The sequence below is a fragment of the Paracoccus albus genome, from assembly GCF_027913035.1.
GTDB classification, from domain to species: Bacteria; Pseudomonadota; Alphaproteobacteria; order Rhodobacterales; family Rhodobacteraceae; genus Paracoccus; species Paracoccus albus.
Map to the genome: position 1 here is coordinate 1,242,745 of NZ_CP115775.1, position 13,483 is coordinate 1,256,227.

The following is a 13,483-nucleotide window of genomic DNA, read 5'->3' on the forward strand; positions in this document are numbered from 1 at the left end:
GCCTGTACCGCGTAACCACGAATATCGGCTGCGTCTGAATATCGCGTTAATGCGCTTTCTTTGGTGCGGAAATACCTCGGGGGAGCGGCGAAGCCGCGGGGGCAGAGCCCCCACCCGCATTCGCCAAGTAATACACTGACAAAAAAACCCGCCCTGTTCGGACGGGTCGAAGTCAATTGCGATCTTCGCTCAGACCCAGGCTTTGTCGCGGAACACGTAATAGGGGATTTGTTCGCGTGTGATGCCCAGCCTTTCAAGCTCACTGTCCGACTTGCGCTGCAGTTTTTCGATCTGATCAACGCGTGCCTGCAGTTCCATGAAGCGGACAAGCCTTTCTCCGCTGCGGGCGAAGAAGCCACGAATCAGGTCGCGGAGTGAGGGCGCATATTGGGTGTGTTGGATCGACATTGGAAACCTCTTCAGAGTTGCGAATGGTTTCCTCCCATGAGCTGAGGATAGGTCATAAACAACTGCATATCCACAGCGCTATATGCAACCCTGCCTTGCACCGGCCGGGACGCTACGCTCGCCGAAGTCGCTCAAGAAATGCGCTTTCCCCCCGGGTTCGTGGCGACTATACCGGCTCCGGCATTCTTGAGCGTGAAAAGGAAAGCAATATGGCCAATGTCGTGGTTGTCGGTGCCCAATGGGGTGACGAAGGCAAGGGCAAGATCGTTGACTGGCTGTCCGAACGGGCCGAGATCATCGCCAGATTTCAGGGCGGCCATAATGCGGGCCACACGCTTGTCATCGGCAATGAGGTCTACAAGTTGTCGCTTCTGCCGTCAGGTATCGTCCGAACGGGCAAACTGGCGGTCATCGGCAATGGCGTCGTACTGGACCCGTGGTCGCTTTTTGCGGAAATCGACAAACTGGCCGGGCAGGGGGTCGAGATTACGACCGACAACCTGATCATCGCGGAAAACACGCCTCTGATCCTGCCGCTGCATCAGGATCTGGACAAGCTGCGCGAAGAGGCTGCGGGAGCAGCAAAGATTGGGACAACCGGGCGCGGCATTGGTCCTGCCTATGAGGATAAGGTTGGACGCCGGACCATTCGTCTTGCCGATCTGGGCGATGAGGAAACGCTGGATGCGCGGCTCGACCGGCTGCTGACCCATCATGATGCCTTGCGTCAGGGGCTTGGGGCGGAACCGATCGACCGGGCGGAACTGAAGGCCAAGCTGATGGAGATTGCGCCGAAGCTGCTGCCCTATGCCCAGCCGGTGTGGAAGGTGCTGAACGAGGCGCGCAAGGGTGGGAAGCGCATCCTTTTCGAAGGCGCGCAGGGCAGTTTGCTGGATATCGACTTCGGCACATATCCTTACGTGACATCCTCGACGACCATGTCGGGCATGGCTGCCAGCGGCACAGGTCTGGGACCGTCGGCAATTGATTTCGTGCTTGGGATTGTCAAAGCCTATACGACCCGCGTTGGTGAGGGGCCTTTCCCGACCGAGCTGGACGATGCGGACGGTCAGCGTCTTGGCGAACGTGGCCACGAATTCGGCACGGTCACCGGTCGCAAGCGTCGCTGTGGCTGGTTCGATGCGGTTCTGGTGCGCCAGACCTGTGCGATTTCCGGCGTCAATGGCATCGCGCTGACCAAGCTGGACGTTCTGGACGGGTTCGAGACACTGAAAATCTGCGTCGGTTATGAGATCGACGGGCAGACCTATGACTATCTGCCCACGGCTGCGGCGTTGCAGGCGAAGGTGAAACCGATTTATGAGGAAATGCCGGGCTGGTCGGAATCGACCGCCGGCGCGCGAAGCTGGGCCGACCTGCCGGCAGAGGCGATCAAGTACGTCCGCCGTGTCGAAGAACTGATCCAGTGTCCGGTGGCGCTGCTTTCGACCTCACCCGAGCGGGATGACACGATTCTTGTCACGGATCCCTTCGAAGACTGAGTTGATGAGGATTTTACTGATTGATGGACATCCGGATGCCGACCGCCTGTCGGCGCATATGCTGGATGTCTATGAGGAGGGGCTACCCGCCCATATCGAAATCACGCGGCTCTCCATCCGGGATATCGACTTTGACGCAAACCTTTCGCGCGGATACGAAAACCTGCCGGAGCTTGAGCCGGATCTGGCACATGCACTGGACCAGATCGAGGCTTGCGATCATCTGGTTCTGGCTTTCCCGCTTTGGTGGGGTGCGGAGCCGGCGAGGCTTAAAGGCTTCTGGGATCGGATTCTTCTGCCACGCCGTGCCTTTCGCTATCACAAGGACGATCCATTCTGGGATCGTCTTTTGAAGGGGCGATCTGCCGACGTTCTGGTCAGCATGGATACGCCGCCCGCCTATTTGCGGCTGGTCTATTTCGACCCGCTCGGCTGGCGCTACAAGCGTCAGGTGCTGGGTTTCGTCGGCTTCCGGCCAATCCGGATGAGTTACTTCGGTATGGTTCGCCGGGGCGGGGCGGAAAAGAACATCGAAAAATGGCGTAGCCGCATTCGCAAGCTCGCGCAGAAACTGCCGCAACAGCGCAAGGTAAAGAACTGATGGACCTTAAGACCCGTAAACGCCTGTCGCTGCTGATCCTGCTTCTGGGTCTGCCGGGTTATATCGTCGTCGCATGGGTTCTGCTGGCATGGATCGACGATACCTGGGGCCGGCTGCCGATCTGGGGCGAGTTCATTTTGATCGTCGTGCTGGGCATTGTCTGGATATTGCCATTCAAGCGCATCTTTACCGGCATCGGAAAGGGCGACGAGTGAGCGCGGACCTCTTCCACGCAACCGGCGGTGTAACGCTGATCGGTGGTGGTGCGGTGACAGCACAGGACTTGGCACAGTCGCTTGAAATGGCCGCTGCGCTTGTTGCGGCCGATGGCGGCGCAGATGCCGCATTGGCACTTGGTCAATTGCCCGATCTGGCCATTGGTGATTTCGACTCGATCTCAGCCGATGCGCGCATCTCGCTCGGGGCAGAGCGGCTTTTGCACGTTGCCGAGCAGGACAGCACCGATTTCGCCAAAGCGCTCAGCCGGATCAAAGCCGATTTCGTGATCGCAATCGGTTTTGCGGGGCGCAGGCTGGATCATACGCTGGCGGCACTGAATGTCATGACCCGTCACCGCGCACCGCCTTGCGTCATGCTGGCCGCCGAAGACGTGGCCTTTTTGTCGCCGCCGCATCTGTCACTGCCACTGGAGGAGGGAACGCGGGTTTCCTTGTTTCCGATGGGGCAGGCTTCGGGGACAAGCCAAGGGCTGCGTTGGCCGATCAATCATATTGATTTCGCCAGTGACGGCCGCATCGGCACCTCGAATGAGGCGACCGGCGCGGTTCAGTTGCAGATCAAAGGCGATATGCTTGTGATGCTGCCGCGCGATTGCCTGCATCTGGCGATCACGGCAATCACCGCTCCCACGTCCGTCTGAGCAGGCTCATCCAGTTTTTCCACGCGATCTTTTCGATCAGTTCCGCGCCGTATCCATGCTGCGCCAAGGAGTCCAAAAGCCGGGGCAGGGCGGCTGCGTCGGGCAGGTCATGCGGCATCTGTGCGCCATCGAAATCCGATCCGAGGGCAACGCCATCTTCGCCGAGCTTTTCTATCAGATGATCGAGATGGCGAAGATAAGGATCAAAACCGTCGAAAGGCAGGCGACGACCATCCTGACGCGCAAACCCGGCGGCAAAGTTCAAGCCGACAAGCCCGCCGGTCCCGGCGATCACCTCCAGCTGCGCATCCGTGAGGTTGCGCGTTGATGCTGCCATTGCATAGGCACCGGAATGGGTCGAAACCAGCGGCGCATTGCTGATCTTTGCGACATCCTCGACACCCTTGGCGTTAAGATGCGCCAGATCGACAAGAACGCGCAACTCATCACATGTCCGGATAAGCTCTTTGCCCGCATCCGTTAAGCCCGGCCCGCTATCGGGATCAGCGGGAAATGCAAAAGGAACCCCATAGCCATAGGCGTTCTGCCGTGACCAAACAGGCCCGAGAGAGCGCAGACCCATCCGATACCAGACATGCAGCACCTCGGGCGTGATGATCCCTTCTGCCCCTTCCATATGCAGGATGGCGGCGATCTTGCCCGCATCTTTCGCAGCCAATATCTCGTCCACGCTGCGACAGATGGACAGGGTGCCGCTGCGTTCCAGCAGGTCCAGCATCGCGGTCAGTTGCAGCATATGGCCTGTAGCCTTGCCGGTATCAATCAACCCGTCCAGCGGCACCGCGTAGGGCGGGTTTTCCTGTTTCTTTTGCCAATCGATACCGTCCTCCGCCGGTGGGGACGGCGCCCAAAGCGCAAAGAAACCGCCGAACACGCCGCCCTTTTTCAGGCGCGGCAGGTCAATATGGCCGGTGCCATCGCCCTCGCCCCAGATCTTCAGAGGGTCGGCCCCTTCGGCAACAAGCCGCTGCAGAAAATCGTTGTGACCGTCGAAAACGGGAATCATCGGCTGCTCCTTGTTCTGGGTCGCATCCTGCGTCGGTCGCCAACTGCCCGCAACCTGCTTTGCCATCACGCCGTTCCGTGGCAGGCTGCACTCAGCACGACTCGGCAGGGAGGGACAGATGCCCCAGATTAGTCAGGATTTCGAAGGACAGACCGTCATCACAACATTCGAGGTCACGCCGGGCACCGCCCATGACCTGCTGGATGCGCTGACGGATGCCTGGAAAGATGTGATCAGCAAGCAACCCGGTTTTCTGGGCGGCGCGGTTCATCTGAACGACGCCCAGACACGGATCGCGACCTATTCGCAATGGACGGCACGCGGCGATTATCAGGCAATGCTGCGCACACCGGAAATGAGGTCGCGCAACCGCGTCATAAACCAGCTTTGCCGCAGCTTTGAACCCGTTATGTACGAGGTACAAACCGTCTACGAGAAATGATGCAGGTGCAGAAACGCCGTGCATTGCCCGCACAGCGCCGCTAGGATCACGCGAAAGCGATCAATTAACGCGATCTCGGGGGCGGGTATGACAGGACACATCATCACAGTGGCCCAGCAAAAGGGCGGCTCAGGCAAGACAACGCTGGCGGCCAATCTGGCCGTTTCGCTGCGCAACAGGGGGTTGAGCGTTGCGCTGATCGACACCGATCCGCAGGGCAGCCTTGGCCGCTGGTTCATCGAAAGAATGGAACGGCAGGGCGAGGATGAGGAGATGGAATTTTCCACCTCATCCGCGTGGGGGGCGTCCTATGAAAGCGACAAGCTGAAAAAGCGGTTTGACGTCGTGATCATCGACACGCCGCCCAAGATCGACAGCGACCTGCGCCCGGCGCTGCGGGTGGCGGATCTGGTCGTGGTGCCGGTGGCCTCCAGTCAGGTCGACCTTTGGGCGACAGAAGGGGTGCTGGATCTGGCGCGGCGAGAAAAGGCCCCGGTTCTGGTGGTTCTGAACCGTGCCCGACCGAACACGCGGCTGGGGGCTGAAGTGGCGCAGAATGCCGCCGAACTGGGGGCCGAGGTTGCCGATGCGCAGATCGGCAACCGCGTCGCCTATGCCGAAACGCTGGGGCAGGGGCTGTCGGTGTTTGAGCGCAACAATGCCCGGGCGGCGCGCGATGAATTTGGCGGGTTGACAGACGAGGTGCTGCGCAATCTCGGCTAAGCGTTCAGGCGCTGCCGGAACCAAATGCGTGTTCCGAGCTTTCCCTTCCAGTGATTTCATCATGAAATCGTCACAAAAGAGGGGATTTGCCATGAACCTGACCAGAACCTCCGCGCTGAGCGCATCGATCCTTACGGCCCTGACGCTTGCCGCCTGCTCGGTCGAGACAGAAAATGATGTCGTCATTCCAGAAACCGAAGTGCTTGCTTCATCCGACGATCCGTGCGGCGCCGCCGCATATGAACAATATGTCGGTGAAAAATCGCCCGCCATCTCGCTGCCAGCCGGAACGAATTTCCGCCACTATCGCACCGGCGATCCGGTCACGATGGATTTCAGCCCGACGCGGATCAACTTCGAATATGACCGCACCGGCACATTGGTAGAGGTCAGCTGCGGGTAAAGGTTTAACCGGGCGGCCGCTGGGCCGCCCTTTCTCATTGCTCCGCCTGCTCGAAAGGCGCTGTGATCTCGGCGGTCTTCGCCTGTTTGTCATAGATACAGACCATGCGATCGACAGCGCCGTCGTCCAAAGTGACGGAAATCAGTGCAACACCGTATGTTTCCGACCCGAACGGGTTCACTTCGATCTCGGTGCCGGCGCTTTCCGGTGCCTGGACCAGTTCGGCGCATGCAGTCTCTACCGTCGCGCGGAACTCCGCCCAAGCATCTTCTGATGACGAAAAGGCAGGGACAGAGGCACCTGCTCCAAGCATAAGGCCAAGCGCGGCTGTAAGAATATTGAAACGAGTCATATCGCCTCCATTGCTGTTGCGGAGGGAAACGCGCACGAGCCCATCACGGATGCGTCACAACTTTGCCAGCCGGATTGACGATGGGCCCCGGCTCGTGTTCAGCTTGGAAAAAAGGAACTGCCAATGCGCCCCTTCTTGCCCCTCGCTTTGGCCGCAGCAATCACTTCTGCCTGTACGCCGCCCATGCCGGGATCGCAGTTCCCGAACCGTTGCGGCCCTGAATTTAATGTCATGGTCGGCCGCAATATCGGAGAGTTTGAACTGCCACCCGGTCTGCCGCACCGCATTGCCCAACCGGGCGCCGCATTGACAGAAGATTTCAATCCGGCCCGGCTGAATGTCTTTGTCGATGACAAGGGCTGGATCCAGAAGGTCGAGTGCTGGTAGCGTCTTTGGTGCTGAAATACCTCGGGGGTCCGGGGGCAGCGCCCCCGGCTGGCAGTCAGCGCCGCCGTTTCGAGCGTTTGTTGCCACCGCGCTGACCGGCGCGGCCTGCACTGGATCGCCCGGACGCTTTCACAGCATCCTCTGCCGCCTGTTCGACCGCCGATTGACGGGCCAGCGGATCATCTGCCACGGCCAGTTCCACCGCTTCCAGCCGCTTGACCTCATCGCGCAGCCGGGCCGCTTCTTCAAATTCCAGATTTTCGGCGGCCTTGCGCATCTGCGCCCGCAGCGCATCCAGATGGGCGGCCAGATTGGCGCCGACCATCGGTTTGTCGACCTTGGTGGTGATCCGCGACTGATCGGTATCGCCCTGCCAGAGGCCCGCCAGCACGTCCTCGACATTCTTGCGCACGGTCTGCGGCGTGATGCCGTGTTCTTCGTTATAGGCCATCTGCTTGGCGCGGCGGCGGTCGGTTTCGGCAATCGCGCGTTCCATCGAACCGGTCATATGATCGGCATAGAGGATCACCCGGCCATCCGCATTCCGCGCCGCCCGTCCGATGGTCTGGATCAGCGACGTTTCCGAGCGCAGGAAGCCTTCCTTATCGGCATCGAGGATCGCGACCAGTCCGCATTCAGGAATATCAAGGCCTTCGCGCAGCAAGTTAATGCCCACGAGCACATCAAAAGCCCCCAGCCGCAGGTCGCGCAGGATCTCGATCCGTTCGATCGTGTCGATGTCGGAATGCATGTAACGGACCTTGATGCCCTGTTCGTGCAGATATTCGGTCAGATCCTCGGCCATGCGCTTGGTCAGCGTCGTGACCAGCGTGCGATAGCCGTTGGCGGTGACTTTCCGCACCTCATCCAGCAGGTCATCGACCTGCATCTCGACGGGCCGGATCTCGACCTGCGGGTCCAGAAGGCCGGTCGGGCGGATGACCTGTTCGACGAAGACACCGCCGGTCTGGTCCAGCTCCCATTCCTTCGGAGTCGCGGAGACAAAGACGGACTGGGTGCGCATCGCATCCCATTCCTCAAACTTCAGCGGGCGGTTATCCATGCAGGAGGGCAGCCGGAAGCCATGTTCGGCCAGGGTGAATTTCCGGCGATAGTCGCCGCGATACATACCGCCGATTTGCGGGACGCTGACGTGAGATTCATCAGCAAATACAATGGCATTATCCGGTATGAACTCGAAAAGCGTGGGCGGCGGTTCGCCTGGCGCGCGGCCGGTCAGGTACCGGCTGTAATTCTCGATCCCGTTGCAGACGCCGGTTGCCTCCAGCATCTCCAGATCGAAATTGGTGCGCTGCTCCAGCCGCTGTGCCTCCAGCAGCTTGCCTTCGTCGTTCAGCTGCGCCAGCCTGACGCGAAGTTCTTCCTTTATCCCTTTGATTGCCGTCTGCATTGTCGGGCGTGGGGTCACGTAGTGGCTGTTCGCGTAAATGCGGATCTGCTTGAAATCGTCGGTCTTGGCGCCGGTCAGCGGGTCGAATTCGGTGATCTTTTCCAGTTCCGGCCCGAAGAAATCGAAACGCCATGCCCGATCCTCAAGGTGGGCGGGCCAAACCTCGACCACATCGCCGCGCACGCGGAAGCCGCCGCGCTGAAAGGCGGCATCGAGGCGGCGATATTGCTGCGCCACCAGTTGCCCGATGAATTCGCGCTGATCATACATCTGGCCTACGACCATATCCTGCGTCATCGCCGAATAGGTCTCGACAGAGCCGATGCCGTAGATGCAGGATACCGAGGCCACGATGATCACATCGTCCCGTTCCAGCAGCGCACGGGTGGCCGAGTGGCGCATCCTGTCGATGGCCTCGTTGATCTGGGATTCCTTCTCGATATAGGTATCTGAACGCGGGACGTAGGCTTCCGGCTGATAATAATCGTAATAGGATACGAAATATTCGACCGCATTATCGGGGAAGAAGCCCTTGAATTCTCCGTATAATTGCGCGGCGAGGGTCTTGTTGGGGGCAAGGATGATCGCCGGGCGCTGCGTTTCCTCGATCACCTTGGCCATCGTGTAGGTCTTGCCGGTGCCTGTCGCGCCCAGCAGCACCTGATCGCGCTCTCCCTCGCGCACACCTTGTGACAGTTCTGCAATTGCCGTAGGCTGATCGCCCGCCGGGGCGAAGTCTGATCTCATTTCAAACCGACGCCCGCCTTCCAGCTTTGTTCGGGTCACCTCGGGGAAACGGGCGACAGGGGCGTTGGTATTGTTGTGACCCATACGGATACTCGCGGCAAAAGTTCTGCTTGTGTTCACTTAACAGATCGGCTTCTGCCGCGAAAGTTCAACCCCTAAGCAGCGGGCGGGGCAATAACCGCACAGCCGAGGCGACCGCCGGCTTCACCACTGGGCTGCGACATATAATCATCTTCGCCTTCGTGGATGATAAATGCCGTGCCGTCAGTGTCCTGCACCAGCTCTGATGTCAGGTTTGGCACGAAATAGGTCAGGGCCAAAGCGCCGCCCTCCGGGACAGTCACGTTCGGCATGTCGCCCGGATGCGGGCCATTCGGCGAATTCACGCCATGTTCCATGCCGTCGGCAAGATGGCCGCCCGCGCTTTCAAACGGCGCTTCGCACAGGCCTGTTTCGTGAAAGTGAACTGCATGATTTCCCGTGGCAATGCCGGTTAGCGACAGGTTGACTCGTGCCATACCGGATTCCGTAAACGCGACCTCTATCCCGCCGATCTGGTTGCCCTCTGCGTCGGCGATGGTCGCTGATGTGGCGGGCAGGGCGTCGGATTCGGCTGGCGCTGTGTCATCTGCGGCTGGTGTCTCATCGTCCTGAGCATAGGCGATGCCGGCACCAAACAGGGCCGTCGATGTCAGGGCGGCGATAAATTGATTCTGGAAACGCATCGTTGAACCTCTTTTCTATATCAAGAACTTGCGGCGTTAGGGCCGTGTTCGCAGGTTTTCGCACGCTTCAAACCAACGCTGTTCAGATTACGATGTTCCATTAACCTTTGCCGGATTGGCTCTGCGCAGGCCCAAGGGCTTGCGCAACAGACGCGAGTATCGGATAAATGCCTCGCTCAAAGTCACAGGAAGCAAGCCATGCGCGTTCGTATCTATCAGCCAGCCCGCAATGCCATGCAGTCCGGCACTGCGCGGACGCGGCAATGGGTGCTGGAATTTCCTCATTCGGATGGCCGCGAAATTGATCCGCTGATGGGCTGGACCAGCTCGGACGATACGCAGTCGCAGGTGCGCCTGCGCTTCGCGACCCGCGCCGAGGCGGAAAGCTATGCGAAAGAGCATCACCTCGACTATGTGGTGAGCGAACCGAAGAAAAGGGCGCAGAACATCCGCCCCCGCGGTTACGGCGAAAACTTCGCCAATGATCGCATCATGCCGTGGACACACTGACGGTCGCGGCCGAAAGCCCGCTTCATCCCGATCTGGACCTGCTTTTTTCGCGGCATCACACCCATTGCCATATGGATACCCCGCCAGAGTCGATCCACATGATGGATCGCTCGGCCCTGGTTTCGCCCGAAATCGCTTTCCTTGTGTTGCGCCATGGTGATCGTCCGGTCGCGATGGGGGCGCTGAAAGATCTGGGCGGTCGTCGTGCAGAACTTAAATCAATGCATGTGCTGGACGAGATGCGCGGCCTTGGTCTTGCGCGCAGGCTTCTGGACGCGCTGATCGAAGCTGCCCGAGACAGGCAGATGCAAACTGTTTTGCTCGAAACCGGATCGCAGGACAGTTTTGCTGCGGCGAGGGCGCTTTATCTTCGCGCGGGTTTTGAGGTCTGTGAACCGTTCGGGGATTATCATGTCGATGCGAACAGCGTTTATATGAAGAAGCGGCTTTCGGGCGTATAAGTTTTACCTTTCGTTAATTCTCGCGCGATTTATCACAAGCGCAGGAAATGCCTTAAATAGTTACGTTTATAGCCGGCTCCGATTGGTAATCTTAATAATTATTAACATTGAGGATATTTGAGGTCTCATTCATATTCCGGGCTGTGTCCACTAGCGTCAGATAGTGTCATTGAGACGCGGCCTCCTTTTCGTGTGCTCTCTCCTGTCTGTCTTATCGGTGCGGCATTCATAAAAGGAGATTTCAATTGGCTACTATCCCAGGCACAGCCAATAGCGACACGCTACACGGCACCAATGACGATGACCTGATCACCGGCGCAGAGGGCGCGGATCAGCTTTTTGGCGCAAACTCCCAACATTCGAATCAGCCAAATTCCGGCGCGGATACGCTTGATGGCGGCGAAGGCAATGACGCACTTTACGGTCAGGACGGCGATGACAGCCTTGTCGGCGGGCTTGGCAAAGATCAGCTTGATGGTGGCCCCGGCAGTGACTTTCTGGATGGCGGCGAAGGCGATGACTCTTTTCTGATACGCAATACTGACACGGTCGGAACGGATACCATCATCGGCGGCGCGGGAACCGATAGCCTTGTCTTTCTGAATACGACAGCAAGCTACATTGCCCTTGCCGGCGCGGCTGGTACAGGAAGCGCCTCTGTCACCGGCACAGCGGCAACGGCAGATTTCAGTGGGATAGAATATATTTCGACGGCCGATGGCGATGATACAATTGACGCCTCTTCATCGGATGGCGGCATTACCGCGCGGATGTCGGGTGGCGCCGATCGTTTCATCGGCAGCGCGTTTGGCGATTCGGCACATCTCGGCTTGGGTAACGATTATGCGCAGACCGGCGCGGGCAATGACTCGGTCGATGCCGACGCCGGGGACGATACCGTTGATGGTGGCGCAGGCGATGACGTGATCGAACTGAGGGCCGGCAACGATGTCGGTCTCGGCGGGGAGGGCAAGGACCTCCTTTCTGGCTGGCAAGGTGATGATACGCTGGACGGTGGTGCCGGAAACGACCGCCTTTTCGGTGACGCTGCAAGCGGAGAGTCGACGATTGTCGGCAATGACGTCATAGACGGCGGCGATGGTGACGACATCGCCTGGGGCGGCGCAGGCAATGACACCATCCGCGGCGGCTCTGGCAAGGACGTCCTTAATGGTGAATTGGGCGACGACACCATCTATGGCGGTTCGGAAGGCGACACCATTCGCGGTGGCGATGGCAACGACAACATCACCGGCAATACCGGCAGCGACCGTATCGAAGGCGGCAGTGGGGACGACACGCTGGAGGGTGGCTTTTCGTCATCCAGCACCGAGCCGGAGAATGACACGATCATCGGCGGTGAGGGCAACGATTCCATCAACGCCAACGTCGGTGACGATTCCATCACCGGCGATGGCGGGAGGGACTGGATCCAGGCCGGTGAAGGCAATGACACCGCCTATGGCGGCGCGGATAACGACTCGCTCTACGGCAATGGCGGCGATGACGCGCTCTATGGTGCTCAGGGCACTGATACGATCGCTGCTGGCCCGGGAAATGACTATGCTTCGGGCGGCGACGGTGCGGATGTCATCTATGGTGACAACGTTGCCAGTTCATCAGACAGGGTTGGTGATGACACGCTTGATGGTGACGCGGGGGATGACCGTATTTTCGGTGGCTATGGCCAGGACCTCATTGATGGGGGCGAGGGCAGCGACAGTCTGACCGGTGGTGAAGGTTTCGATACGTTCACTGCCGGAAACGGCGATACGATCAGCGATTTCAACACTGCCACCGGTCAGGATTTCGGCGATGAAGACCAGACCAACAACGATTTCGTTGATCTTAGCGAATATTACAACCAGACCAGCCTGGATTATTATAACTTCGTAGCCGCTCAGACGGGCGAGACGACCTATGGCAATCCGCTGCAGTGGATGAAGGCTGATCAGGCGGATGGCGTTCTCGATGATCTCGAGAAGATGGATGCGGATGTTGATGGCGACGGGATCAAGGATCCGTTCACCATGACGATCACCAATCCTGACGGCTCTCCTGCCACGCTGACCTATGACAACACCAATGTCGTCTGCTTCGGCGCCGACGCGCTGATCCTTACTGATGCGGGTGAGGTGGCGGCTGGCGATCTGGCTGTCGGTGATATGGTGGAAACCCGCGATGCCGGGCTGCAGGCGATCCGCTGGATCGGCAAGCGCAGGATGGACGCTGCAATCCTGAACGCCAACCCGAACCTTCGCCCGATCCGTATTCGCGCAGGTGCGCTTGGCGAGGGGCTGCCAGAGGCCGATCTGATCGTCTCGCCCCAGCACCGGATTCTGGTTCGCTCGAAAATCGCGCTGAAAATGTTCGGCGCGATGGAGGTGCTGGTTGCGGCCAAGCAGCTGTGCCAGATCGAAGGGATCGACGTGGCCCATGATCTGACAGAGGTCACATATGTCCACTTCCTGTTCGATGCCCATCAGATCGTGCTGGCCAATGGCGCGGAATCGGAATCGCTGTTCACCGGACGGGAAGCGCTGAAATCAGTCGGCCCAGCCGCCGCGGCAGAGATCTTCGCGATCTTCCCGGAACTGGCATCGGGCGATCACGTGCCCGTGGCGGCGCGTGAGCTGGCATCGGGCCGCATGGGCCGCAAGCTTGCGGTGCGCCATATTCAGAATCGCAAACAGCTTTTGCAGTGAAGCACTGCATTTAATGAGAACAGGCCGGGATAACCCCGGCCTTTTTCGTTGCGCCCCGTTCGGTTTTCGGCCATCAAGACCGGCGCGCGGGCTCGTAGCTCAACTGGATAGAGCAGGGACCTTCTAAGTCCAAGGTTGAGGGTTCAAGTCCTTCCGGGCCCGCCAGAATCCCCACGTCTTGATGTTACGGCAAGTCGGG

At 59.2% G+C, this 13,483-nt stretch carries 16 protein-coding genes and 1 tRNA gene; 12 read left to right on the forward strand and 5 right to left on the reverse strand.

What is annotated here, in order from left to right; translation table 11 throughout:
* Positions 1-189: 189 nt before the first annotated feature.
* Positions 190-408 carry a hypothetical protein gene (locus PAF20_RS06200; protein WP_271072841.1) on the reverse strand — a complete coding sequence of 73 codons (219 nt, stop codon included), beginning with the start codon at positions 406-408 and terminating at the stop codon, positions 190-192.
* Between the two features lie 209 nt (positions 409-617).
* On the opposite strand from PAF20_RS06200, the gene PAF20_RS06205 reads away from it, so the two are divergent.
* From PAF20_RS06205 to PAF20_RS06220, 4 genes are read left to right on the forward strand one after another with little or no spacing between them, the layout of a single operon-like run.
* Positions 618-1,910: an adenylosuccinate synthase gene (locus PAF20_RS06205; protein WP_271072842.1), complete on the forward strand. Its 1,293-nt coding sequence runs from the start codon at positions 618-620 to the stop codon at positions 1,908-1,910.
* A gap of 4 nt (positions 1,911-1,914) precedes the next feature.
* Positions 1,915-2,511 carry an NAD(P)H-dependent oxidoreductase gene (locus PAF20_RS06210; RefSeq protein ID WP_271072843.1) on the forward strand — a complete coding sequence of 199 codons (597 nt, stop codon included), beginning with the start codon at positions 1,915-1,917 and terminating at the stop codon, positions 2,509-2,511.
* Positions 2,511-2,726: a DUF2842 domain-containing protein gene (locus tag PAF20_RS06215; RefSeq protein ID WP_271072844.1), complete on the forward strand. Its 216-nt coding sequence runs from the start codon at positions 2,511-2,513 to the stop codon at positions 2,724-2,726. Before PAF20_RS06210 ends, PAF20_RS06215 begins: the two co-directional genes overlap by 1 nt.
* Positions 2,723-3,391 (forward strand): thiamine diphosphokinase, encoded by a 669-nt coding sequence (locus PAF20_RS06220; RefSeq protein WP_271072845.1) that lies wholly within the window; start codon positions 2,723-2,725, stop codon positions 3,389-3,391. The genes PAF20_RS06215 and PAF20_RS06220 overlap by 4 nt, the downstream gene beginning before the upstream one ends.
* Here the strand turns inward: PAF20_RS06220 and PAF20_RS06225 are convergent.
* Positions 3,369-4,418 (reverse strand): dipeptidase, encoded by a 1,050-nt coding sequence (locus tag PAF20_RS06225; RefSeq protein ID WP_271073264.1) that lies wholly within the window; start codon positions 4,416-4,418, stop codon positions 3,369-3,371. The genes PAF20_RS06220 and PAF20_RS06225 overlap by 23 nt on opposite strands.
* A 118-nt stretch (positions 4,419-4,536) precedes the next feature.
* Between PAF20_RS06225 and PAF20_RS06230 the strand changes: the two genes are divergently transcribed.
* From PAF20_RS06230 to PAF20_RS06240, 3 genes are all read left to right on the forward strand, one after another.
* Entirely contained in the window at positions 4,537-4,860 is a 324-nt protein-coding gene (locus PAF20_RS06230; RefSeq protein ID WP_271072846.1) for an antibiotic biosynthesis monooxygenase family protein, read from the forward strand.
* An 87-nt stretch (positions 4,861-4,947) separates the two neighbouring features.
* Positions 4,948-5,583: a ParA family partition ATPase gene (parA, locus tag PAF20_RS06235; protein WP_271072847.1), complete on the forward strand. Its 636-nt coding sequence runs from the start codon at positions 4,948-4,950 to the stop codon at positions 5,581-5,583.
* 91 nt (positions 5,584-5,674) lie between these two features.
* Positions 5,675-5,986 (forward strand): I78 family peptidase inhibitor, encoded by a 312-nt coding sequence (locus PAF20_RS06240; RefSeq protein WP_271072848.1) that lies wholly within the window; start codon positions 5,675-5,677, stop codon positions 5,984-5,986.
* A gap of 34 nt (positions 5,987-6,020) precedes the next feature.
* On the opposite strand, the gene PAF20_RS06245 is transcribed toward PAF20_RS06240, so the two are convergent.
* Positions 6,021-6,338: a hypothetical protein gene (locus PAF20_RS06245; protein WP_271072849.1), complete on the reverse strand. Its 318-nt coding sequence runs from the start codon at positions 6,336-6,338 to the stop codon at positions 6,021-6,023.
* A gap of 123 nt (positions 6,339-6,461) precedes the next feature.
* On the opposite strand from PAF20_RS06245, the gene PAF20_RS06250 reads away from it, so the two are divergent.
* Complete coding sequence (locus tag PAF20_RS06250) at positions 6,462-6,725, forward strand: I78 family peptidase inhibitor (RefSeq protein WP_271072850.1); 264 nt, start codon at positions 6,462-6,464, stop codon at positions 6,723-6,725.
* 55 nt (positions 6,726-6,780) lie between these two features.
* Here the strand turns inward: PAF20_RS06250 and uvrB are convergent, their stop codons facing one another.
* Both uvrB and PAF20_RS06260 read right to left on the reverse strand, forming a co-directional pair.
* The gene (gene uvrB / locus PAF20_RS06255) at positions 6,781-8,967 is read right to left on the reverse strand and encodes an excinuclease ABC subunit UvrB (RefSeq protein WP_271073265.1); all 2,187 of its coding nucleotides are present in this window, start codon (positions 8,965-8,967) and stop codon (positions 6,781-6,783) included.
* 71 nt (positions 8,968-9,038) lie between these two features.
* Complete coding sequence (locus tag PAF20_RS06260) at positions 9,039-9,608, reverse strand: superoxide dismutase family protein (protein WP_271072851.1); 570 nt, start codon at positions 9,606-9,608, stop codon at positions 9,039-9,041.
* Positions 9,609-9,806: 198 nt separating this feature from the next.
* Here PAF20_RS06260 and PAF20_RS06265 point away from each other — a divergent pair, with 198 nt between their 5' ends.
* The 4 genes from PAF20_RS06265 (at position 9,807) to PAF20_RS06280 (ending at position 13,449) form a co-directional block, all read left to right on the forward strand.
* A complete protein-coding gene (locus PAF20_RS06265) occupies positions 9,807-10,118 on the forward strand; it encodes an ETC complex I subunit (RefSeq protein ID WP_271072852.1) in 312 nt (103 codons plus the stop codon).
* A complete protein-coding gene (locus PAF20_RS06270; protein ID WP_271072853.1) occupies positions 10,106-10,579 on the forward strand; it encodes a GNAT family N-acetyltransferase in 474 nt (157 codons plus the stop codon). The genes PAF20_RS06265 and PAF20_RS06270 overlap by 13 nt, the downstream gene beginning before the upstream one ends.
* Before the next feature lie 245 nt (positions 10,580-10,824).
* Positions 10,825-13,284 (forward strand): Hint domain-containing protein, encoded by a 2,460-nt coding sequence (locus tag PAF20_RS06275; RefSeq protein ID WP_271072854.1) that lies wholly within the window; start codon positions 10,825-10,827, stop codon positions 13,282-13,284.
* Positions 13,285-13,372: 88 nt separating this feature from the next.
* Positions 13,373-13,449: transfer RNA gene (locus PAF20_RS06280), tRNA-Arg, on the forward strand.
* The last annotated feature ends 34 nt before the right edge of the window (positions 13,450-13,483 follow it).

Excerpts from the sequence above, each read along its gene's own strand:
- PAF20_RS06200 (WP_271072841.1), bottom strand. The coding sequence starts at position 408 with ATGTCGATCCAACACACCCAATATGCGCCCTCACTCCGCGACCTGATT.
- PAF20_RS06205 (WP_271072842.1), top strand. The coding sequence starts at position 618 with ATGGCCAATGTCGTGGTTGTCGGTGCCCAATGGGGTGACGAAGGCAAG.
- PAF20_RS06210 (WP_271072843.1), top strand. The coding sequence starts at position 1,915 with ATGAGGATTTTACTGATTGATGGACATCCGGATGCCGACCGCCTGTCG.
- PAF20_RS06215 (WP_271072844.1), top strand. The coding sequence starts at position 2,511 with ATGGACCTTAAGACCCGTAAACGCCTGTCGCTGCTGATCCTGCTTCTG.
- PAF20_RS06225 (WP_271073264.1), bottom strand. The coding sequence starts at position 4,418 with ATGATTCCCGTTTTCGACGGTCACAACGATTTTCTGCAGCGGCTTGTT.
- PAF20_RS06230 (WP_271072846.1), top strand. The coding sequence starts at position 4,537 with ATGCCCCAGATTAGTCAGGATTTCGAAGGACAGACCGTCATCACAACA.
- parA (WP_271072847.1), top strand. The coding sequence starts at position 4,948 with ATGACAGGACACATCATCACAGTGGCCCAGCAAAAGGGCGGCTCAGGC.
- PAF20_RS06240 (WP_271072848.1), top strand. The coding sequence starts at position 5,675 with ATGAACCTGACCAGAACCTCCGCGCTGAGCGCATCGATCCTTACGGCC.
- PAF20_RS06245 (WP_271072849.1), bottom strand. The coding sequence starts at position 6,338 with ATGACTCGTTTCAATATTCTTACAGCCGCGCTTGGCCTTATGCTTGGA.
- PAF20_RS06250 (WP_271072850.1), top strand. The coding sequence starts at position 6,462 with ATGCGCCCCTTCTTGCCCCTCGCTTTGGCCGCAGCAATCACTTCTGCC.
- uvrB (WP_271073265.1), bottom strand. The coding sequence starts at position 8,967 with ATGGGTCACAACAATACCAACGCCCCTGTCGCCCGTTTCCCCGAGGTG.
- PAF20_RS06260 (WP_271072851.1), bottom strand. The coding sequence starts at position 9,608 with ATGCGTTTCCAGAATCAATTTATCGCCGCCCTGACATCGACGGCCCTG.
- PAF20_RS06265 (WP_271072852.1), top strand. The coding sequence starts at position 9,807 with ATGCGCGTTCGTATCTATCAGCCAGCCCGCAATGCCATGCAGTCCGGC.